Origin of the sequence: Paludibacter sp. 221, assembly GCF_010501035.1 — a bacterium.
In the GTDB taxonomy this organism is placed as follows: Bacteria; Bacteroidota; Bacteroidia; order Bacteroidales; family Paludibacteraceae; genus QVMH01.
In genome coordinates, this window is record NZ_QVMH01000042.1 from 725 (window position 1) to 23,027 (window position 22,303).

Annotated in this window: 16 protein-coding genes; 6 read left to right on the plus strand and 10 right to left on the minus strand. The window is 40.2% G+C overall.

Annotated elements, in window-relative coordinates; translation table 11 throughout:
• Positions 1-281: 281 nt before the first annotated feature.
• The 5 genes from D0T49_RS09655 to D0T49_RS09675 form a co-directional block, all read right to left on the minus strand.
• On the minus strand, positions 282-2,216 hold the full coding sequence (locus D0T49_RS09655) for a DUF349 domain-containing protein (RefSeq protein WP_163630827.1): 1,935 nt from the start codon (positions 2,214-2,216) through the stop codon (positions 282-284).
• Positions 2,217-2,591: 375 nt separating this feature from the next.
• Positions 2,592-3,356, minus strand: a complete 765-nt coding sequence (locus D0T49_RS09660) for an SDR family NAD(P)-dependent oxidoreductase (RefSeq protein ID WP_163630829.1) — start codon at positions 3,354-3,356, stop codon at positions 2,592-2,594.
• 277 nt (positions 3,357-3,633) lie between these two features.
• Positions 3,634-4,860 carry a bifunctional 3,4-dihydroxy-2-butanone-4-phosphate synthase/GTP cyclohydrolase II gene (locus D0T49_RS09665; protein ID WP_163630831.1) on the minus strand — a complete coding sequence of 409 codons (1,227 nt, stop codon included), beginning with the start codon at positions 4,858-4,860 and terminating at the stop codon, positions 3,634-3,636.
• Between the two features lie 8 nt (positions 4,861-4,868).
• Complete coding sequence (locus D0T49_RS09670; protein ID WP_370519656.1) at positions 4,869-6,350, minus strand: LptF/LptG family permease; 1,482 nt, start codon at positions 6,348-6,350, stop codon at positions 4,869-4,871.
• A gap of 140 nt (positions 6,351-6,490) precedes the next feature.
• A complete protein-coding gene (locus D0T49_RS09675; RefSeq protein WP_163630833.1) occupies positions 6,491-6,874 on the minus strand; it encodes an START-like domain-containing protein in 384 nt (127 codons plus the stop codon).
• 323 nt (positions 6,875-7,197) lie between these two features.
• Here D0T49_RS09675 and D0T49_RS09680 point away from each other — a divergent pair, with 323 nt between their 5' ends.
• The 3 genes from D0T49_RS09680 to D0T49_RS09690 all read left to right on the plus strand — a co-directional run bounded on the left by D0T49_RS09680 (position 7,198) and on the right by D0T49_RS09690 (position 10,305).
• Positions 7,198-8,421 (plus strand): aminotransferase class V-fold PLP-dependent enzyme, encoded by a 1,224-nt coding sequence (locus D0T49_RS09680; RefSeq protein ID WP_163630835.1) that lies wholly within the window; start codon positions 7,198-7,200, stop codon positions 8,419-8,421.
• 148 nt (positions 8,422-8,569) lie between these two features.
• A complete protein-coding gene (locus D0T49_RS09685; protein ID WP_163630837.1) occupies positions 8,570-8,995 on the plus strand; it encodes a SufE family protein in 426 nt (141 codons plus the stop codon).
• A gap of 23 nt (positions 8,996-9,018) precedes the next feature.
• Positions 9,019-10,305, plus strand: a complete 1,287-nt coding sequence (locus D0T49_RS09690; RefSeq protein ID WP_163630839.1) for a mechanosensitive ion channel family protein — start codon at positions 9,019-9,021, stop codon at positions 10,303-10,305.
• Between the two features lie 81 nt (positions 10,306-10,386).
• On the opposite strand, the gene groL is transcribed toward D0T49_RS09690, so the two are convergent.
• The 5 genes from groL to D0T49_RS09715 form a co-directional block, all read right to left on the minus strand.
• Positions 10,387-12,018, minus strand: coding sequence for a chaperonin GroEL (gene groL, locus D0T49_RS09695; protein ID WP_163630841.1), 1,632 nt, complete (start codon positions 12,016-12,018; stop codon positions 10,387-10,389).
• Between the two features lie 63 nt (positions 12,019-12,081).
• On the minus strand, positions 12,082-12,351 hold the full coding sequence (locus tag D0T49_RS09700) for a co-chaperone GroES (RefSeq protein ID WP_163630843.1): 270 nt from the start codon (positions 12,349-12,351) through the stop codon (positions 12,082-12,084).
• A 268-nt stretch (positions 12,352-12,619) separates the two neighbouring features.
• Positions 12,620-13,513, minus strand: a complete 894-nt coding sequence (locus tag D0T49_RS09705; protein ID WP_163630845.1) for a glycosyltransferase family 2 protein — start codon at positions 13,511-13,513, stop codon at positions 12,620-12,622.
• A 97-nt stretch (positions 13,514-13,610) separates the two neighbouring features.
• The gene (locus D0T49_RS09710; protein WP_163630846.1) at positions 13,611-14,507 is read right to left on the minus strand and encodes a radical SAM protein; all 897 of its coding nucleotides are present in this window, start codon (positions 14,505-14,507) and stop codon (positions 13,611-13,613) included.
• A 3-nt stretch (positions 14,508-14,510) separates the two neighbouring features.
• Positions 14,511-15,746 carry a glycosyltransferase gene (locus tag D0T49_RS09715; protein ID WP_163630848.1) on the minus strand — a complete coding sequence of 412 codons (1,236 nt, stop codon included), beginning with the start codon at positions 15,744-15,746 and terminating at the stop codon, positions 14,511-14,513.
• Between the two features lie 162 nt (positions 15,747-15,908).
• Here D0T49_RS09715 and mfd point away from each other — a divergent pair, with 162 nt between their 5' ends.
• From mfd to D0T49_RS09730, 3 genes are all read left to right on the plus strand, one after another.
• Positions 15,909-19,262 carry a transcription-repair coupling factor gene (mfd, locus tag D0T49_RS09720; RefSeq protein ID WP_163630850.1) on the plus strand — a complete coding sequence of 1,118 codons (3,354 nt, stop codon included), beginning with the start codon at positions 15,909-15,911 and terminating at the stop codon, positions 19,260-19,262.
• Between the two features lie 537 nt (positions 19,263-19,799).
• Positions 19,800-21,197, plus strand: a complete 1,398-nt coding sequence (locus D0T49_RS09725) for a tetratricopeptide repeat protein (RefSeq protein ID WP_163630852.1) — start codon at positions 19,800-19,802, stop codon at positions 21,195-21,197.
• Positions 21,198-21,826: 629 nt separating this feature from the next.
• On the plus strand, positions 21,827-22,303 hold the full coding sequence (locus D0T49_RS09730; RefSeq protein WP_163630854.1) for an NfeD family protein: 477 nt from the start codon (positions 21,827-21,829) through the stop codon (positions 22,301-22,303).

Sequence of the window (22,303 nt, forward strand, 5' to 3'; positions counted from 1 at the left end):
TCTCTCTCTCTAACATAATAATGCTATTTACAAACATTTTAACGTTTGCAAGAGCATTTTTTTTAGGTGTTATTTGTAGAGAAAGATTCATTTTTCAATTTTCATTCTTCATTTTTGCTCGAAGAATGCAGATGCAAAAGTAAGGGCTTTGATTTTTTGAGGCAAATATTTAACGAAAGAAAGAATCTCTGAAATCTTTATACTAAAATATAAAACAAATTTATCACAATCAAGGGTGAAAAGAGTTTTACTTTTTCACCCTTGATTGTGCATGAAAAACATTAAAGTTTTTCATCAATCAGTTCTATTTTCTGCTCAATCAGCTTACACTCCTCTTTAAGGTTTTCAATTTTGCGTTCCATCTCTTTCAGCATATTGTCGGCTTTTTTCGAAGTAGCCGAGAAGAAACCGATATTATTTTCGTAAGTAGCTATTTCCGACTTAAGATGCTCATAAGTACGCACCAGCTTATCACGCTCACGGTAAAGTTTACGGTCACCTTTATCAGCCATATCTTCCAGGTTACTGCGGAACGACTCCATACGGCGGTTACTTGCATCTATATTCAACACATCAAACTTAGCATCTATTGCCGTACGATATGCTTTATAAACCTTGTCCTTTTCTTTAAACGGAACAAAACCTACGCTGCGGAACTCCTCCATCAAGCCTTTCAGCATATTATATGCTTCTGACGGATTGGAGGTATCCAAACCTTCTATTTTTGCAATTATTTCCTGCTTTTTCGCCAGGTTATCCGCTTCTACCGAACGCTGGTCGGTAACATTTTTGCCCTTTTGCTCAAAGAAATAATCACAAGCAGCAATGAACCGTTTCCACAATTCATCCGAATATTTCTTTTGCACAGGACCAATTTCTTTCCACTCACGCTGTATTTTCACAAACTTGTCAGATGTTTCTTTCCAGTCTGTACTATCTTTCATTGCCTCAGCCTGTTCGCACAATGCTTTTTTCTTTTCAAAATTCTCTGTCATTTCAGCTTTGGCGGCTTTATAAAAAGCTGCTTTGGCTGCAAAGAAAGTATCACATGCATTACGATAACGCTCGAACAATTTCTGATTAACTTTTCGGGGAGCAAAACCTATAGCACGCCATTCTTCCTGATAAGACATGACCGTTTCGGTAGCCTTATCCCATGCGTTGTATGTTTTTAGTTCTGAAGTATCTACAGCTTCTATCTTTTCGCAAACAGCTATTTTCAGGGTTTCGTTTTCTTCTTCACCTTTCTTCAAACCATCGTAATATGCCTGATGTTTTTTGTTTATTTCGCTGGTAACTTCTTTAAACCTGTTCCACACCGACTCACGCATATCACGTGCCACAGGTCCTATCTCACGCCATTCTTCATGTAGTTTTTGCAGTTGGCGCGAAGCTACTACTATATCGTCTTCACCAAGTAAACGCTCTGCTGCCTCACAAATGGCTGTTTTAGTTTCCAGATTCTTTTTGAAATCATATTCGCGAAGCTCGTTATTTATCTTAATCAAATCCCAGAACTTCTCTTGATACAGATTATATTGTTTCCACAACTCAGTAGACATGGTAGCCGGAACCTGACCGATGGTTTTCCATTTTTGTTGCAATTCTTTAAACTCATTTATATGACTCGAAACATCATCTGTCGTTTCGGTCAAAGTTTTCATTTGCTCCAGAATATGCTGTTTTTGCAACAAATTATTTTCCTTCTCTTGTTCAATACGAGCCTGAAGCGCAGCTTTTTTTGAGCGGAAGTCACCCAACAGGGTTTTCAATATACCTTCAAGTTCATCTTTTTTCGGTTTAAAATCAGCTTCTTCACCTCCATTTTCAATAAAAGATTTCTTTGCTGCTTCAATTTCAGCCTTTTGTCTCTTATAAAATAATTGTTTTATAAGCTCAACATCTTCCTTTATATCCTCTACCTCCTTTGCTAAAAGCTCTCTCAAAGCCTCTACCAATTCTTTTCTGTCGTACGAATTGTAATCAGACTTTGCCTTATTACTGTCCGTCTGAACCACTTTTTCCTCTTGAACAGGCTCTTGCACAGCTTCCTCCGAAGTTTTTTCACTATCCGGCGCATGCACTGCCTCATCAGAAGTCTGATTTTCAGCCTTAACCTCCTCTGATACAACTTCCGGTGATTTTTCTACTTCAACATTTTGCTGTTGTTCTACTGGTACCATTTCCTGTTCCTTGTTTTCTTCAAGTGAGTTCATTTTCAAGATGTTTTATTAGTTTTCAAGTTATTTTGTCTTTCAACAAAATAGTTCACATAAATACATTGTTACAAATATAGTTTATTTTTCAATATCTAATGGCAGGAGAATTAAAAAACTTTATTTTTACTCTCTGCATCATAATTACCGGATAAGTACATCGTCTTAATTAGTTTTTATTTTGTGCCACATAGGTTCAGTTAGTTCCCACATAGGTACACATAGCTTTTGTTTTCAAAACACGGAGATACCAAGACACGGATTTAAATTATTAATGTTTAATTATTATTCCCGTTTAGCGGATTTATCCTTTGCTCTCTTTTTATTTTATCGGGCGAAAAATCTTTCGTCCCTACAGATATTTTATGCTTGTAACTACTGACTATCTCTATATGTCATATATGTATTAGCCTGTTGCTTAGGGTTCAGCTGTATATCGTTAATGCTGACATGGTCGGGACGGGTTACTATAAATTCGAGCGTATCGGCAATATCCTCTGCATTTAAAGGAACTATCCCCTGATATACGGCTTTTGCCTTATCCTCGTCGCCATGATAGCGCACTATGGAGAACTCTGTCTCAGCCATGCCCGGCGAAATAGAACTTACCTTTATACCATATTTTACCAAGTCGAGACGGAGCCCTTTCGTCACGGCATTTACCGCATGTTTCGACGCACAATACACACTTCCGTTAGGATATACTTCGATACCTGCTATCGACGATATATTGACTATATGACCTTTTTTCCGTTCTATCATACGGGGTACAAGCAATTTGGTAATATAGATAAGCCCTTTCACATTCGTATCAATCATACGTTCAAAATCATCCAGCAAGCTCTCATCAAAAGGGGCTGCGCCCGCAGCCAGACCGGCATTATTCACCAGCACATCAATATCTCTGAACGACTCCGGCAACGAATTTACCGCCTCCACGCAAGCGTCGTAATCCCTTACATCAAAACAAAGTGATACACACTCACACTTATATTCCGAGCATAGTTTTCCGGTCAATTCATCCAAACGCTCTTTTCTGCGTCCTGTTATTACCAGCCTATACCCAAGCATTGCCATACGGTAAGCCATTGCTTCGCCAAATCCGGCAGTAGTTCCTGTAATGAATGCAGTTTTCGTCATTATAGTAATAATTCAAATATCAATAGTTCGCTATATTTTTTGTACGCCAAGACGCTAAGACGGAAAGGATAAAAAACACAAGGTGTTTTTTATAGCGTCTTTTTATATGTCTGATTTTCAAATAAGACGCAAGCTAAAAAGAGAAAAATGCCATACATTTTCTTTTTCGTAGATTCTTAGCGTCTTGGCGTACTATATTCTTAATCTATTAAGTTAAAAATCGGTTATTTAATTGATTTTACAACGAAGTGTTAAGTATAACATCCGTAGTTTATAATTATTTCACGTTTTCGGGCAAATGCAAATCGTGTCCCATACGTTCCTTTTTCGTTTTCATATAAAATACGTTGTATTTATTTGGAGTAATTTCCAAAGGAATATTTTCTACAATAGACAATCCATACGACTCCAAACCTACTCTTTTTTTCGGGTTGTTTGTCATCAGCCGGATTTTACTCACACCCACCGCCCTCAATATCTGTGCGCCAATACCGTAGTCACGCTCATCCGCTTCAAATCCCAAGTGAAGGTTTGCATCAACCGTGTCTAACCCTTCTTCCTGCAGTTTATAGGCTTTCATCTTATTCATTAGTCCTATGCCCCTTCCTTCCTGATTCATGTAGACAATAACGCCTTTTCCTTCTTTCTCTATCATTTCCATTGCCTTGTGAAGTTGCTCTCCACACTCGCAGCGGCACGAGCCAAAAATATCTCCCGTCATGCACGACGAATGAACACGCACTAAGATAGGTTCGTCGTCTTTCCATTCCCCTTTTATCAGAGCCACGTGTTCTTTGCCATTGGATAACTGGCGGAACGGAATAAGCTTAAAATGCCCGTATGCAGTAGGCATATCCACCTTCTCGCCTTCTTCTATTATCAGCGACTCATTTTTAAGGCGGTAAGCTATCAAATCTTCTATCGAGATAATTTTCAGATTATATTTTTTAGCTACTTCCATCAACTGGGGCAAACGTGCCATTGTACCATCCTCATTCATTATTTCAATCAGGGCACCCGCCGGATACAGCCCTGCAAGGCGTGCCAAATCAACAGCAGCCTCGGTATGCCCGGCACGGCGCAACACACCCCGTGTACATGCACGAAGCGGGAAGATATGCCCCGGACGCCCAAAAGTTTCCGGAGTGGAAGCAGGGTCGGCTAAGGCCTGTATCGTCGCAGCCCTGTCGGCAGCAGAAACGCCTGTAGTACATCCTTCCAACTTATCAATGCTCACTGTAAAGGGAGTAGCATGAATGGAAGTATTTTTTTGCGATTGCATCTCCAGTTGCAGTTCCTCGCAGCGTTCCTCAGTAATAGGTGCACAAACAACCCCCCGCCCGTGGGTTATCATAAAGTTGACCATCTCAGGAGTTATCTTTTCTGCCGCACAGATAAAATCGCCTTCATTCTCGCGGTCTTCGTCATCTACCACAACTACAAATTTCCCATCGCGAATATCTTGGATAGCTTCTTCTATCGAATTTAGTTTTATCGGTTCCATATTTTTAGTTATGCTTGTTTTGTTTCAGGTTTAGTTTTCTTATTTCGTTTTATTAAATTTGTGATTTTAGTCTTTATGTTTTCCCATACCTTTTTATACTGGTCGGAACTGAATAAAGTGGCATCCACCGCCGCCTTGTATGTAAGGAAAATACCTATCGGAAGAAGTACTGCCGAGCTCAACCACATCCCCTGATATACCTCCCACAGGCCTTCGCGTGCCATCTTGTACCCGGTATTATCTATTATATAGTAAACTACAAACATCAACACCGACACTACCGCCGGCATGCCAAGCCCCCCTTTACGTATGATAGCACCAAGCGGGGCACCTATAAAGAAGAATATAAGGCAAGCAAACGATAAGGTAAACTTACGGTGCAACTCTATCAGGTGCCTGCGCACGTAAACTATCGAATCGTTCACCATTATTTTATTGTACTGTATCTGCTCTTTCTTTTCCTTAGCTTTGGTAACCGCTTGCGTCATAGCCTCCTCCATTACCACCTGCTCAAGAGACATGAATAATGAATCCAAGCTGTATTGCTGTATGTCTATCCCCTCTTCAAATTTCAGTTCGTTACCATTATTTGTTTCTCTACCAAGATAATTGCGCTGAAGCACATCCCGCCCCTGCTGTTCCAATTTCTCATCCAAAACTTTCCCTACTGAATCAATCGAATATATAAGCTGGTTGACATTTTTACTTACATGCTGGTCTTGCAACAATGATTCGTCATAACGATTCAGTTCCGAATCAAAATCAATCAGAATTTCCTTCTGCTTGAATACTTCACGGCGATAAGGGATACTTGCGTCTTTGGAAGCCTTTTTTTGCTCCTTCAGGTTTTCAAAACTTTCGCCATCGTACAAGGTCAGCAACAAATGCTTATTGTCTGCCGTAAGTTGTACATATCCCGAATCGGCTGTCATTACCGTAGCATTATTAAATCCTGAAGAGAAATCATATATCATCAAATCTTTCAATATCCGTCCGTCTTTTCCCCGCACATACACATTAAGCCCATTTATCCCTGAGTAAAACTCACCAACAGGGATATCCAGCTCCGGCGATTTTTGCCTGAGTGAAAAAATCAATGCCCATAGCTTGGACTGTGCAATCGGTAGTACATTGTTGGAAAAATAAAAGGCACCAACACTTACAAATGCGATGAAAATAATAAGGGGACGCATGATGCGGAACAAGGATATTCCGGCCGCCTTCATCGCGGTAAGTTCGAAATTTTCACCCAGATTCCCGAAAGTCATCAGCGAAGCCAAAAGGATAGCCAACGGCAATCCCAAAGGAACTGTTGTAAAAGAAGCATAAAGAAAAAACTCGGCTAATATCGAGATGGAAATTCCCTTGCCTACGAGGTCTTTTACATGCATCCACAAAAATTGCATCAACAATATGAAGATACATATAAGAAATGTCATTACAAAAAGCGTAAAAAAACGCTTCAACATGTAGATATCAATCTTTTTCACACGTAGAGGATTGTCTTTTAAAGGTACAAAATTACGTCAAAAAGTTTAATAAAACATGCTTACATATGCGAAATATGCTTAAAAATAAAAGATATTGCATTGCTCCCGCGCAAATCCGTCGCGTGGAAAGACAAAAAAGATTAACGTCCTATTTTGCTGCGAAGGTCTTCTATGTGCTTATCCCAAAGTATGATCTCATCCTCCCGGTCGTCCGGTTCCACAAATTCAGTCACCATAAGCGATAAATCGCCCGAAAGCTCATGCTTAAGAATACGCATTTCAAAATAACAATCGGTATCAGCATCATCTTCCCATTGCAGACGTATATATTCCTGTGGTTTGACAGCTATTCTTTTAGCAATCTGTTCATAATCATCCCACGAAAATATATAATCCTCACCTTTCACATTCACATCGTTTGCAAACCATTCCGACAATCCGTAAGGAGTACCGATAGTATTCCATAAGATATTAATTGATGTTGATTTAAGAGGATATTCTAATTCCAGTTTTTCTTTCTTCATCTGTAGTATTCTTTCTGTTATTTTGCCTTTATATCAAGCCATAAGACACAAATATAAAGCCATTTATTCATAAAAAGAGAGCAACCTTTCCTGATTTGTATGTTCGCAAAATAAACAAAATAATTGAACCGTGCAAACTAACACCCGAAAGCAATACTCTTTTAGTTGTTATTTACAACAACCAAACAACAGTATTGTTCAGGTGAGAAAATCAATTCTTCACCTCACCACAACAGCAAACAAGTAATAACTTACAATTGTCATATTGATAAAATATCCGTATTTTTGTATTGACAAAAAAAATAAAAGGCTAAACAACTAACATGACTAACTCCGACATACAAGATATAAGGAACGATTTCCCTATCCTTACTGAAAAAATACATGGTAAAAACCTTATTTATTTCGACAATGCAGCCACTACGCAAAAGCCCCGCTGTGTAGTCGAAAAAATAGAAGACGCTTACTACCATTACAACGCAAACATACATCGCGGAGTACACTATTTAAGCCAGGTAGCTACCGAAGCTAATGAAAATTCGCGCGGCATTATTGCCAATTTTATCCACGCGAAAAACAATCACGAAATCATATTCACACGTGGCACTACCGAAGCTATAAACCTTGTAGCATTCTCCTTTGGCGAAGCATTTTGCAAAGAAGGGGACGAAATTGTAGTATCCGTTATGGAGCACCACTCCAACATAGTGCCCTGGCAAATGCTGTGCGAGCGCAAAGGAATGAAATTGCGCGTCATCCCGATGAATGACAGGGGCGAGCTGCTTATGGACGAATATAAACAACTGCTGAACGAAAAAACCCGCTTAGTAGCCATAGCGCACGTATCAAACGTATTGGGAACAATAAACCCTGTAAAAGAGATTATTAACATTGCACATAAAAACGAAATTCCGGTATTGGTTGACGGTGCACAGGCAGTACCACACCTTCCGGTTAATGTGACCGAACTGGATGCCGATTTTTACGTTTTCTCAGGTCATAAAATATATGCCTCTACAGGCATAGGCGTACTGTATGGAAAAGAAAAATGGCTGAACCTGATGCCGCCCTATCAGGGAGGTGGAGAAATGATTTCGACCGTTACGTTTGAAAAAACCACATACAACGAATTACCCTTTAAGTTTGAAGCGGGCACACCCGACTACGTAGGCTCTGTAGCACTTGCCGAAGCTATACAATATGTAGAAAAAATAGGGTTGCAGAATATAGATAACTACGAACGAGAACTGCTGAATTACGCTACTGCCAAATTATCAGAGGTAGAAGGATTAAGGATAATAGGAACAGCAAAAGAAAAAAGCGCTGTTATTTCCTTCCTCGTTGGCAACATACACCCTTACGACATGGGGATGCTGCTGGATAAACTGGGAATTGCCGTGAGGACAGGGCATCATTGTGCACAGCCTCTTATTGATTCGCTGGGGATACCCGGTACTGTCCGCGCTTCTTTTGCTTTTTACAACACGAAAGAAGAAATTGACACTTTTGTAGAAGCTGTAAAGAAAGTAAGCGAGATGCTTCGATAGACTTAGAGAGTCAAGAGTCAAGAGTCAAGAGCCAAGAGCCAAGAGCCAAGAGCCAAGACCTTTAGTATAAAGCAAATTTCCGAACGGCAGCTCCGTGCAGCTTGCCGGATGTAACTATTCAAAAAAAATTATTTCAGAAAAAAACAATATGACTATCAACGAAAGACAAGACCAGATTATTGAAGAATTTGCCCAGTTTGACGACTGGATGGACAAATATGCCTTATTAATTGATTTCGGCAACTCTCTCGACCCACTGGACGAGAAATACAAAACCCCGCAAAACATCATCGAAGGCTGCCAGAGCCGCGTATGGTTTCATGCTGAGATGCAAGATGGTAAAATCATATTTAAAGGAGACAGCGACGCGGTACTGGTAAAAGGAATAGTTCACTTGCTGATTGATGTGCTATCGGGACACACACCCGATGAAATTGTAAATGCAGACTTGTATTTCATTGAAAAAATAGGCCTGCGCGAACACCTCTCGCCTACCCGCTCAAACGGTTTGGTGGCAATGGTGAAGCAAATGAAACTCTACGGGCTTGCCTTCAAAGCAAAAGAAAACAAGTAAAAACACTAATTCAATTTTTTATCATGGAAATAAACGAAAACATCTTTTCAGGCCGCCTATACGACCTTTTCTTAAAATGGGGATTATCCGAAAATTGGTCGGCTTATCTCGACTTATTAATAAACCTCCTGATTGTTGCGCTTTTTGCTACCATTACCACAGCTTTGATAAGATGGCTGGTTAATTTTTTCATCCGGAAAACTACAAAACTAAAAAGGTTATCATGGCTTAACTACCTTACTAAAAACAAATTTCCCTTATATCTCTCGCTTTTCATACCTTATATCTTAGTTAAAAACTTCATTCCTATTATATTCAAAAACTTTTCCACTTGGATTATTCCACTGGATAAACTGGCTGATATTTGGGCTGTCTTGATATTCATTCAGATAATCATGTCGCTGGTAAAGACAGGATTCGACATCCTATCCCACAAGCCCAGCTTTCAGGACAAACCAATAAAAAGCTATCAACAAGTGGTAATGACTGTACTGGTTATTTTCGGTATAGTTGTATGTTACTCTATTATCACCGGAAAATCTGTCGGATATTTCTTTACCGCAATAGCTGCAGGGTCGGCTGTCATCATGCTTATTTTTCAGGACTCTATCAAAGGCTTTGTTGCCAGCGTACTGGTAACTACCAACGATATGATACACATAGGCGACTGGATTACCATGCCTAAATATGGTGCGGACGGAGATGTACTGGAAGTAAACCTTACTACCGTGAAAGTGCAAAACTTTGATAAAACCATTACAACCATTCCTACTTATGCGTTGGTTTCAGACTCGTTCCAAAACTGGCGGGGAATGGAAAAAGCAGGGGGAAGGCGTATCAAACGGGCAATCATGCTGAAACAAAATAGCATCCGCTATATTTCGGATGACGAACTTCCGCGTTTCAAAAAAATTCAGGGTATAGCCGATTATATCGACGCACGCCAAAAAGAAATCCAAGAACACAACACCCGCATTGGGGCAGACAGAAGTCTTGCCGTAAACGGACGAAATCTGACAAACGGAGGGCTTTTCCGCCAATATATCGAATGGTATCTTCACAACCACCCCGATACGCACAAAGGATTCACCATGATGGTGCGTCAGCTTGCCCCCACCCCAACAGGTATGCCGTTGGAAATATACGCCTTTACTAATACTACAAAATGGATTGCGTATGAAAACATCATGTCGGATATTTTCGACCACCTGATAGCGGCTGTAGAATACTTCGACCTCGAAATTTTCGAAATTGAAGCCAGCACCGATGTAAGAAAAGTTGATTTAAAACAAACTACAGGTTTCAATTAATCTTCATCACACGAAACACTAAAAAACTCCGATAGAAATTAATCTACCGGAGTTTTTCGATTTTATACTTTTTGAAAAAGATTACATCATACCACCCATTCCGCCGCCCATTGGCATTGCCGGAGCCGGGTTTTCTTCTTTCTTCTCAGTTATCACGCACTCTGTAGTAAGGAACATACCTGCAATTGAAGCTGCATTTTCCAATGCTACACGGGTAACTTTGGCGGGGTCAACCACACCTGCTTTAAAGAAGTTTTCGTAAACATCAGTACGCGCGTTGTAACCATAGTCACCTTTACCTTCGCGAACTTTTTGTACCACTACAGCACCTTCTTTACCTGCATTTGCTACTATCTGGCGAAGTGGCTCTTCGATAGCACGTTTCACTATATCAACACCAGTAGCTTCATCTTCGTTATCAGCTTTCACTTTCGACAGCGAGTCGATAGCACGGATATAAGCCACACCACCACCCGGAACGATTCCTTCTTCGATAGCAGCACGGGTTGCGCTCAAAGCATCGTCCACACGGTCTTTCTTCTCTTTCATTTCCACTTCCGATGCAGCACCCACATACAATACAGCAACACCACCTGACAATTTAGCCAAACGTTCCTGTAGTTTTTCGCGGTCGTAATCAGAAGTTGTAGAAGCTATCTGAGCTTTAATCTGTCCGATACGTGCATCAATATTAGCTTTCGCACCTGCACCGTTTACAATTACAGTATTGTCTTTATCCACTGTAATTTTGTCGGCAGTACCCAGCATTTCCAAAGTTGCATTTTCAAGTTGAATACCTTTTTCTTCCGAAATAACTGTTCCACCTGTCAATACAGCAATATCTTCAAGCATTTCCTTGCGGCGGTCGCCGAATCCCGGAGCTTTCACAGCACATATTTTAAGTTGAGAACGCAGGCGGTTAACGACTAAAGTAGTCAATGCTTCGCTATCAACATCTTCTGCAATAATTAACAACGGACGTCCTGTTTGCACAGATGCTTCCAATATTGGCAAAAACTCTTTCAGGTTAGATATTTTCTTGTCGTAGATAAGGATATATGGTTTTTCCATTTCTACTTCCATTTTTTCCGTATTGGTAACGAAATAAGCCGAAATATAACCACGGTCGAACTGCATACCTTCCACTACCTCGATAGTAGTATCAGTTCCCTTAGCCTCTTCGATAGTGATAACGCCATCTTTAGAAACTCTACGCATTGCATCAGCAATCAATTTACCAATTGAAGCATCATTGTTTGCCGAAACAGTAGCAACCTGTTCTATTTTATCATAATTATCGCCCACAGCATCAGCCTGAGTTTTGATGTTTTCAACAACAGCAACAACCGCCTTGTCGATACCGCGTTTCAAATCCATTGGATTAGCTCCCGCAGTTACGTTTTTCAACCCTACGCTAACGATTGATTGTGCCAACACGGTTGCAGTAGTTGTACCGTCACCGGCATCATCACCTGTTTTCGAAGCTACTTCTTTTACAAGCTGTGCTCCAAGATTTTGGAATGGGTCTTCCAGTTCTATTTCTTTTGCAACAGTCACACCATCCTTTGTGATGTGAGGTGCACCAAATTTTTTCTCAATAATCACATTGCGGCCTTTAGGTCCAAGTGTCACTTTCACTGCATTTGCCAATTCGTCAACACCTTTTTTCAGTTGGTCGCGGGCATCGATATTAAAAAGAATTTCTTTTGACATAACTCTATTTACTATTTTATTATTTACTATTTACTATTTTTTGAGCCCCTGTCAGGGTTCTGATTATATTATCGCCAAAATGTCTGATTGGCGCATAATCAAATACTTTTCGCCTTCCCACTCCAATTCGGTTCCGGCATATTTTCCATACAACACATTGTTGCCTACTGCAACAACCATTTCTTCATCTTTAGTTCCTTTTCCTACTGCAACAACTTCACCTTTCAGAGGTTTCTCTTTTGCCGAATCAGGAATAATGATTCCGCTTACAGTTTTTTCTTCTGCCGCCGCCGGCTTTACCAACACACGGTCTGCTAATGGTTTAATGTTCATACGTCTAAATTTTTTATTTGCCCCTCCAAAACCTCCCCCAAAAGGGAGGCTTCAAAAAAAGCTAAGTTATACTTCTAATTTTATTTTATTTTTTATTTTCCTTGATTATACAATCTTTCCTTTAGTCCCCCTTTTTGGGGGATATAGGGGGCTCTTAATTTTTCTGACTGCGGTTTTGCATATTCTGTGCCAAAACGGTTTCTGGTAAATCTGTCAGATTTAAACAACAAAACAAGGAAACGTTTTGTTTAGCGAGAGTGACAAGATGTCATTTTTGCCGCGATATATAACATAAAAATAATAACTTATACAAGTCATACACACGTAATGAAGGTGACGGCTCGCATAAACTCTTCTTCAATGTTTTTCTATTCATTCTGAAAAAAAGCGCAAATACGGCATTAAGCCCCATCCTTTTTATCAGGACAAAAGTGTGAAGCAACTTCGATTCATTGGCAAGAAAAGGATACCGTCCCGTTTTGTACAAAAGATATAAATTTTTCAACCCGCCTTCCGTTTTTTGCATGTAAACATCGTTCGTATCCAGTCCCTTATGAATTAAGGGGTTTTCGATATGCAAAACCTCATAACCATTTTCTACCAACTGATGCCCAAATACGGTATCTTCGTATCCATAGCTGCGGATAGATTCATCAAACCTTATTTTCTCAAATAGCGATTTGGCTATCAAAAAATTAAATGTAGTGAACGATTGGTATTTCTGCTTTTCCCTGTCTTTTGCCGAACGTGCCTCACGTTCCCTGCCATATTTCAACCGGAGACTATAATCCGGATTTTTTTCGTTAGGGTCGTAAGCCGTTCCCCCAACTACTACACACTCTTCGTGTACAAAACTCAAATACTTATTAACAAAGTTTGCAGAACAAACCTCAGCATCACAGTCTATAAAAATCAAATGACCATACTTAGCCAGTTCAGCCAGCTTGTTCCGGCCGGCCGAACGTCCTATATTTTCTTCCGAGGGGATATAACGACAAAATTTAAGGTCAGCCACCCTTCTGTTCGCATCCAGATACAATGTCGACCCATCTTCCATAACAATAATCTCAAAATCAACAAGAGTATCCAGAGCTTGCTGATGCAAGTCACTTACCAGCTTTGTAATATCGTAATTATATACAGGAATAAGAATGGAAAGCATCTGCTTTTGTACTTGTTAAGTATTCTGCTAAGTTTATATTTTTTATAATGAATTATCTAAATAAAGATACTTTTAACTCGCAATTAAGCGTTTGTAACTATTTACTTGCCCCCGTCCATTCCGAAATATCTTTTTTTGATACTCCAAAGCCTATATCCCATATTGTACCTTTAATGTTGCAATAACGGCAAAAGGGTACCGGCTTAGAAACAAAATCCAAAATTTCATCGCCGCTTTTGGCTTCATAAATATCAATATAATCTGCAGGCGAAACAACTAAGTCCTTGTTGAAATGCTTATTGAAGTATTTTACATAAGGAATAAGCGAACAGGTGTAAATCTTTCCACCATCAAGAGAAATACAGCGATTAGCCCTTGAGCAACGTAAGAAACTATCGCGGGCATCCTGCTTACCTTCAACATCCAAAGGGATACATTGCATGGTTTTATCCACTTTTTCGGTATTTCCATAATAAGAAAATGCCACCCCTTGGGCTCTTACGTGCTGTTCTATCTTTTTATAGTCGAGCTTTACCGGATATTTGGTTACAATAATGTGTATATCGTTTTTCCGGCAACTTTCCCAAAATTCAGTGGTTTGCTTAGGCAGCAAAAGACCGTTGCTAACAATGTTAATAGGAGTATTGGGAAAACACTTCCGTGTAATCTCCATAAAATCAATAATTTTAGGATGAAGCAGCGGTTCCCCGCCCAATAGCTGTATTTCGTCAATACGCCCCTCCATTAATTTTGCAATACGCGTACAGTCTTTTTCAAACACTTCAATATCAGCATAAGAAGTAGCCGGCGCCAACGGCGAAAAATTATCACATCCCCGACAATTAAGATTACAATGGTCGGTAAGATGCAGGTGAAGTATTGGAATAGTATCTTTACGCTGAGAGTTTTTTTTCTTAACCTTCCGCACAAAAGGAAGTAATTTGCGACGAAAAAGTATAAGGCGATATGGTATAAGTTTTTTTATTGTACTCATTCTTTATTTTTTTAATGTGCTTAAAAAGAGCTTTTCCAGAATTTCAGCACCTTTCCTTCTCGAAAAATCCATTCTTACAGTCTCATTCACAGTTCCATTAGTATGCCCTGTTTGTTTCCACTCCAAAAACTTTTGTTGCAGAAAATTCTCTACTTCTGAAACATCCGAACTTACCAATCCCGAATTTGAGTCTTTTATAAGTTTTGATAAATTATCACGGTTATCCGGAATACATAAAACCGGCCGGTTGACCCCTATCGCCTCAAAAAACTTGGTTGTCATTATTCCGAAATATCTCTTTTCAGTTTCGATATTGCACAACACCAAAAGTATAGAACTCTTATTCATTTCCGGCAACAACTTGTCCGGCTCCACAAAAGAATAGTACTGAATAAAGTCCTTCAAGCCATATTCTTCTGTTATCTTCCGTATTACTTCTTTTGACTGCTCATCAATAAACCATTTAACAACAGTATTATGGTGTGACAGGACACCGTTCTCTTTCAAATTACGAAGAGCAGCATACAGGAGCCTCGGATTACGCATTTTTTCATTATAAACCCGTCCGAAATAAGAAATAGTAAAACGATCCGCTTCCATCTTTTCAGGAACAAACACATTTTCATCAAATCCATTGTATATAAGGTGTGTATTAGGGTTGTATTGCAACAAAGTTTGCACGTGCCAGGGAGAAACAGTAGTTACCCCATCCGCTATCCTCAATACTTTATTCCTGCGTTTTACATTAATCTTTTTATAAAAATCAACAATCACATTCCCTAAGAATCCGGAAAGTTTCAAATTCAGATAGTGATTATCGTCGGGCGATTGCTCTGCAATATCCCGTAAATCGACAAATAAAGGTACATTCAACCTCTTTGCTGTTTTTGCAGCAGTAGTTAATGGGAAAGTAAAACACGAGCTACAAAAAACCATATCATACTGCTTGCCTTCGAAAAAATCTTTCGATTTTTTATAAAAATAGCGTCCTTTATAATCGCAAAGTATGCTTAAAAACGTCTTTATACCCCACTCTATTTTAAACTTAATCCCACTTTTGTATTTATAGTATTTTACAGGCAAAACAGAAACACCCTCCACAACATAAAGGTCTTCGTCCGAAGCCTCTGTCACTAAATCCACCTCCCAACCTTTTTCCAATAAATAAGAGCAAAAATACCGCACGCGTGGTATATATGCCGGTGGCAGAGCAAGCTCCCTGTATATAAGTATTCGCATTTCTCCTAAATTCTGTTTATTACACCGCTAAACGATGAATATACAAAGATAATACTTTATAACGAAATGTGAGTTTACGTATTGTATAAAGTTTTAGCTGTGAATATCGCGTATAAGGACAATATTTACTACCTTTGCATGCTCTAAAATAAAAAACGGATTTTGAATCTTTCTGATTTCCAGCAATTATACGCCCGTCACCCTCAAATAGCGAATTTAAATGACTGGGCAAAATCACTCGAACCAAATATAAAAATTTTAGGTTTGAGCGGGTCTTCATTTGCATTAATCGCCGCATCATTATTCAAGACACAACCCAATACGCTTATACTTATTGAAGATGACAGCGAAAAAGCGGCCTATCTGTACAATGACATAAAAACCTTTTTTTCGCCCGAAGAAGTATTTTATTTTCCCTCGTCCTATAAGCGTGCTATAAAGTTATCACAACTGGACGCTGCAAACGAAGTATTGCGCACAGAGGTGCTAAACCGGCTGGCAAACAATACAAATCCCTGCATAATAGTCACCTCGCCCGAAGCCGTTATACAAAAAGTAGTATCATCCGACCAGATACAAGAACAAAACCTGCATTTACAAACCGGTAAGGAAATCAGCATCGATTATATTGTCGAAACACTGATAAGATTCGGCTTCAACCGTGTTGATTTTGTATATGAGCCGGGACAATTTTCGGTACGTGGAAGCATTGTCGATATTTTCTCATATGCTTACGAACTACCTTTCCGATGCGACTTTTTTGGAGACGAGATAGACTCAATCCGTGTTTTTGACATCGAGACCCAGCTATCGAAAGAAAAACTGAATGAGATAAATATATTGCCGGACTTAGGCAAAAGCAAATCGGCAAAACTGATTTCCTTTTTTGATTTTATTCCCCCTCAAACGTGGATAAGCTATTCTAATCTCGACTTTACTGCCGAACGAATACAGCAACTTTTTGATACAGCCCTTGAAAAAGCCGGAAACGAGCAAGAAGACATACTGAATGTTCACCGGACACACATAAAAAAAGAAAACTTCACCCAACAGGTAAAATCATTCAGAACGATATTAAGGCACGAGAGCAATACGGTTAAAGCCCGACAGTCAATCGGATTCAACATCGTTCCACAACCCATATTTCATAAAAACTTCGACCTCGTAGCCGAGAATCTGGAAGGCCTCATTGCCGAAGGGTATAAAATTTACATCTTAAGCGACAGTACCAAGCAGACCGACCGTATTGTCAGCATATTTGAGGACAGAGGCGACAACATCACTTTTCAGGCTGTAAAAACCACGCTTCACGAGGGGTTTATCGACCGTGAAGTGAAAATAGCCTGCTATACCGACCACCAGATTTTCGACCGTTTTCACAAGTTTCAGCTTCGTACCGACAGGACACGTATAGGCAAGGTTGTGCTTACCTTAAAGGAGCTAAATCAATTTCAGGTAGGTGATTATCTGGTACACGTAGACCACGGAGTCGGGACTTTCGGAGGACTGGTACGCACACCCGTAAACGGCAAAATGCAGGAGATGGTAAAGCTTATTTACAAAAATGACGACTTTATTTTTGTCAGCATCCACTCGCTACACCGCATATCAAAATACAAGGGCAAAGAGGGCGAAAAACCTACTATCAACAAGCTGGGAAGCGGTGCTTGGGAACGCTTGAAAGAACGTACCAAGTCCAAAGTAAAGGACATAGCCCGCGAACTGATAAAGCTATATGCACAGCGTAAAGCCGAAAAAGGCTTCCGGTTTTCGCCCGACACTTACATGCAAACCGAGCTTGAGGCGTCCTTTATATACGAAGATACACCCGACCAGGTAAAAGCAACCGTTGACGTAAAAAAGGATATGGAGTCCGAAACGCCAATGGACAGGTTGGTATGTGGCGATGTGGGATTTGGCAAAACCGAAATAGCTATGCGTGCAGCTTTCAAAGCCGTAGCCGATAGCAAGCAGGTAGTGGTTTTAGTGCCTACTACAGTTCTGGCACTCCAACATTATCAAACATTTAGCGAAAGGCTGAAAAACTTCCCTTGCCGGATAGAGTACCTGAGCAGGGCACGCACTGCCAAACAAACCAAGGAGGTATTGGCTGACCTCGAACAAGGTAAAGTTGACATTATTATAGGCACACACAAATTAGTGGGGAAAAATATAAAATTTCACAATTTGGGCTTGCTTATAATCGACGAAGAACAAAAATTCGGAGTTTCGGTAAAAGAAAAATTGCGTCAGCTGAAAGTGAATATAGACACGCTTACCATGACAGCCACTCCTATCCCACGCACCTTGCAATTCTCGCTGATGGGAGCGCGCGACCTGTCTATTATCAATACGCCCCCACCCAACCGTTATCCGGTACAAACCGAGCTTCACACTTACGACGAAGATGTAATACGCGAAGCTATAACACTGGAAATGAGCCGGAATGGTCAAGTATTTTTTGTACATAACCGTGTGCAAAATATCGAAGGCCTTAAAAATACGATTGAACGCCTTATACCCGGTTGCCGGGTAGCTATCGGACACGGGCAAATGCCTCCTGAAAAACTGGAAGAAATCATCATCGACTTCATCAATTACGATTACGACGTGTTGGTAGCTACCACCATCATCGAATCGGGCATTGATATACCAAACGTGAATACCATTATAATCAACAGCGCGCACTATTTTGGACTGAGCGACTTGCACCAGCTTCGTGGGCGCGTGGGACGTGGAAACCGTAAAGCCTATTGTTATTTGCTTGCCCCCGACCTGAGCCTGTTGACATCGGAAGCCCGCAGGCGATTGCAGGCAATCGAGACTTTCTCCGAATTGGGAAGCGGATTTAACATCTCGATGCAAGACCTTGATATTCGCGGGGCAGGAAATATGTTGGGAGCCGAGCAAAGCGGGTTCATAGCCGACCTTGGATACGATACTTATCAGAAAATACTGAACGAGGCCGTAACCGAACTGAAAGAAGAAGAATTTTCGGAACTTTATGCCGACGAGGAGCAAGAAAAAAACAATAATACAAAATACATTACCGATTGCCAGATTGATACGGATATGGAACTGATGTTCCCCGAACAGTATGTAGAAAACGTATCAGAAAGAATCAGCCTGTATCGCGAATTGGACGACATTGAAACTGAAACAGAACTCGCCGACTTTGAAAAGCGTATCGAAGACCGTTTCGGAAAAATTCCGCCACAAGCCCAAAGCCTCATACTTGTAGTAAGAATACGCTGGATGGCAACACATTACGGTATCGAACGGCTGGTATTGAAAAATGAAAAAATGACAGCTTTTCTCGTATCAAACATGCAATCGCCTTACTATCAGTCGCAGGCCTTTGGAGCATTGCTATTATACGCAACTAAAAACCCTTATCGCTGTAAACTGCGTGAGCAAAATGGCAAACGTTCCATTGTTTTCTCCAACGTAAAATCGGTACAGGAAACCTACGCTATTTTTAAAGAAATAGAAAAGCTCGAAACAAATAGCCAATAAATAAGCGGGGAGTGTAAATCCGAAAGGACAAAGTAAAACATTTAAAATCAACTAATTTTATTATTTCATTCTTTCGTAGCCGTAGCTAACTTTTCCGCCTCAGCTGGTGAGCGTTAAGAAATTCAGCGTAACGCAGCGTTAAACAGGATTTGTTGTTTGACGAGCGCAGCGAGGAGTTTCAAAGCCTGTAGCGGAGTGTAGCTGAATTTTAGCGAAGCAGGTGTAGCGGTGAATGCACCGTTTAAGCGAANTTTACTTTTTCAGCTATAGGAAAAAGTAAAAGCCCGTCCGGCTTGAGGACAAAAGGCTAAATAGCGGGAATACCCGAACTCTCCCTAAATCCCTCTCTCAAAGAGAGGGACTTGAAGACTGTAGAACGGAAGAATCATATCTAAAAAATAGAATATCTTTAAATATAACTTTAATGTACTCACTCTGGGTTACAGCATAAAATCATTCCTTCGTTTCAAAAATTATCGTATTTTTGTTAGTCGATTAAAACAATCAGGGGTTACCTTCTGTTTTAAGACAAGTAACATGAAGTACAATTTTATCTATATCCTAATTATAATCTGCATGCCGGTTTTTGCACAACGGGCAGAAGATGGCGAACGCTTATTCAACAATCAGGAGTATGAAAAAGCAAAAGAAGTATATGCCGCATTACTGAAAAAAAGCCCCAAAAGCGCTCTGTACAATTACCGCTATGCACGCTGTTGCTATGAGCTGAAAGAGCCGGAAGAAGCAATCAAGCACTTCGGGCTGGCCGGCGAACGCTACGACCTTAAGAATTACTATTTAGGCGAATTATATTTCGACACATACCAATTTGACGAATCGGCGGCGGCCTATAAAAAATATCTGGCCAAATTACCTCAAAACGATTCCAGAATACCCGATTTACAACAAAAAATATCGCAGGCAGAAATGTGCGAGCGTTTCCTCGCAAGAGTCGAAGATATTGGCATAGTAGACAGTCTGATAGTAGATAAAAATGATTTTTTAAGTTATTATCGTTTCGGCAGTGAACTGGGCAAGCTGAAACAAGAGCGGATAAACCTGCATCCAAACAAACAGGAAGACAAAATAATATATACCACACAACGGCAAGACCGTGTTTACTTTTCGGACAGTATAGGCGGACGCATGAATCTGTACACATCGCACCGCCTGTTCGATGGGTGGTCGCCTCCGGTATACCTATCAAAAATTTTAAACTCCGATGCCGACGAAAATTACCCTTTCTTGCTACAGGATGGAGTAACCATGTATTTTTCGTCCAATGGGAAAAACTCGATGGGTGGATACGATATATTCATCACACGCTACGTGCCTGCAAACGACAGCTACCTCACTCCCGAAAACATAGGGATGCCTTTCAACTCTCCCTACAACGATTATATGATGGTAGTGGACGAGATAAATAACGTAGGGTGGTTTGCTACCGACCGCTACCAGCCTCAGGGCAAAGTAGCCATTTACATATTTGTACCTAACGACGAAAAAACAATAATACGTTCCGACGACAAAGACTATATCCGTAAAGCTGCACAATTAAAAGTATTCCGCGAGGCGGATATTACAGGGAATAAAAAAACAGGTACAAACTCGCATGCGGAAAATACAGCAGAAAATAAAATGGAATTTATTATAAACAATAACTTGGTTTATACAAACCCAAGCCAATTCGGAAGCAGCGAAGCCCGTAAGCAATGGGATGAGTTAAACAAGCTGATGGCAGAAGTACAAAGCATGCAAAAAGAACTGGAAAACCTCCGCATAGAGTATACCATAACAGCAAGTGCTGATAAACAATCGGCAATTGCACCCAAAATTATCGACCTCGAAAAACAAATACGCATAAAAGACGAACTGATAACAGAAAGAACGCTCTCAGTACGTAACGAAGAAATAAAATTCCTGAAAAATAATTAGCTTCCCCCTGTATCTCTATTAATTATCTGAAAAGCAATTATATAGAAAAGCAACAAAAAACACCTTGTGTTTTTTATTATTTGCGTCATCGCGTCTTGGCATACAAAAAACGGTTCAACGAACTTTTACTTGTAAAAATATCACAATAATTATTTTCTGTAAGAGCAACCGCATCAAAATATGTAGAATTGCTATTTTCTTCTTTCGCAGCCGGAGCTAATCTTTCCGCCTCAGCTGGTGAGCGTTAAGAAATTCAGCGTAACGCAGCGTTAAACAGGATTTGCTGTTTGACGAGCAAAGCGAGGAGTTTCAATGCCTGTAGCGGAGTGTAGCTGAATTTTAGCGAAGCAGGTGTAGCGGTGGCTTTTTNTTTTGTTTACTTTTTCAGCTATAGGAAAAAGTAAAAGCCTGTCCGGCTTGAGGACAAAAGAATAAAGCAATGAGAATATCAGAACTCTCCCTAAATCCCTCTCTCAAAGAGAGGGACTTTGAGAGCGAGAAACGAAAGAACAATATCGGATGAGTTTGGTATTCAAAGTATAATTTTGATACAGTTATCCTAATTTTCTGTTACTTAACTTGCAAAATGCAATCCAAAACATTACCTTTAGCACAAAATTATACGCTATATGGATATTGTTATCGTATGTACGTTACTCGTCATTGGGATTGTATTTTTTCTGGTTGAGTTATTCCTGCTTCCCGGCATTTCTATAGCGGGTATCGTGGGCTTGCTTTTTACCGGAGCATCCATTTACTACGCTTATGCCTTTGTAGGAGCTACAGCAGGCACAATTACGCTTGTTGGCGGTATCATTCTATTTTCATTAGCAGTTTGGTGGTTTATGAGGTCGAAAGCGTTGGATAAAATGACACTCAAAACAGATATTGACGGTAAAGTCGACCCGTTGCAAGGACTTGACATACAAGTAGGCGATAAAGGAAAAACCATGTCGCGCTTAGCCCCAATGGGCAAGGTAAGGATAAACGGTGCCGTAGTTGAAGCCAAAACAAACGATGATTTTATAGACCCTAACGAAGAAGTGATAGTACTCGAAGTGTATAAAACAAATGTGTTGGTAGAAAGAGCGGAAAAAAACAGCTAA

What these genes read in the sequence shown, in the direction of transcription:
- D0T49_RS09655 (WP_163630827.1), bottom strand. Translation starts at nt 2,216, where the DNA reads ATGAACTCACTTGAAGAAAACAAGGAACAGGAAATGGTACCAGTAGAA.
- D0T49_RS09660 (WP_163630829.1), bottom strand. Translation starts at nt 3,356, where the DNA reads ATGACGAAAACTGCATTCATTACAGGAACTACTGCCGGATTTGGCGAA.
- D0T49_RS09665 (WP_163630831.1), bottom strand. Translation starts at nt 4,860, where the DNA reads ATGGAACCGATAAAACTAAATTCGATAGAAGAAGCTATCCAAGATATT.
- D0T49_RS09675 (WP_163630833.1), bottom strand. Translation starts at nt 6,874, where the DNA reads ATGAAGAAAGAAAAACTGGAATTAGAATATCCTCTTAAATCAACATCA.
- D0T49_RS09680 (WP_163630835.1), top strand. Translation starts at nt 7,198, where the DNA reads ATGACTAACTCCGACATACAAGATATAAGGAACGATTTCCCTATCCTT.
- D0T49_RS09685 (WP_163630837.1), top strand. Translation starts at nt 8,570, where the DNA reads ATGACTATCAACGAAAGACAAGACCAGATTATTGAAGAATTTGCCCAG.
- D0T49_RS09690 (WP_163630839.1), top strand. Translation starts at nt 9,019, where the DNA reads ATGGAAATAAACGAAAACATCTTTTCAGGCCGCCTATACGACCTTTTC.
- groL (WP_163630841.1), bottom strand. Translation starts at nt 12,018, where the DNA reads ATGTCAAAAGAAATTCTTTTTAATATCGATGCCCGCGACCAACTGAAA.
- D0T49_RS09700 (WP_163630843.1), bottom strand. Translation starts at nt 12,351, where the DNA reads ATGAACATTAAACCATTAGCAGACCGTGTGTTGGTAAAGCCGGCGGCG.
- D0T49_RS09705 (WP_163630845.1), bottom strand. Translation starts at nt 13,513, where the DNA reads ATGCTTTCCATTCTTATTCCTGTATATAATTACGATATTACAAAGCTG.
- D0T49_RS09710 (WP_163630846.1), bottom strand. Translation starts at nt 14,507, where the DNA reads ATGAGTACAATAAAAAAACTTATACCATATCGCCTTATACTTTTTCGT.
- D0T49_RS09715 (WP_163630848.1), bottom strand. Translation starts at nt 15,746, where the DNA reads ATGCGAATACTTATATACAGGGAGCTTGCTCTGCCACCGGCATATATA.
- D0T49_RS09725 (WP_163630852.1), top strand. Translation starts at nt 19,800, where the DNA reads ATGAAGTACAATTTTATCTATATCCTAATTATAATCTGCATGCCGGTT.
- D0T49_RS09730 (WP_163630854.1), top strand. Translation starts at nt 21,827, where the DNA reads ATGGATATTGTTATCGTATGTACGTTACTCGTCATTGGGATTGTATTT.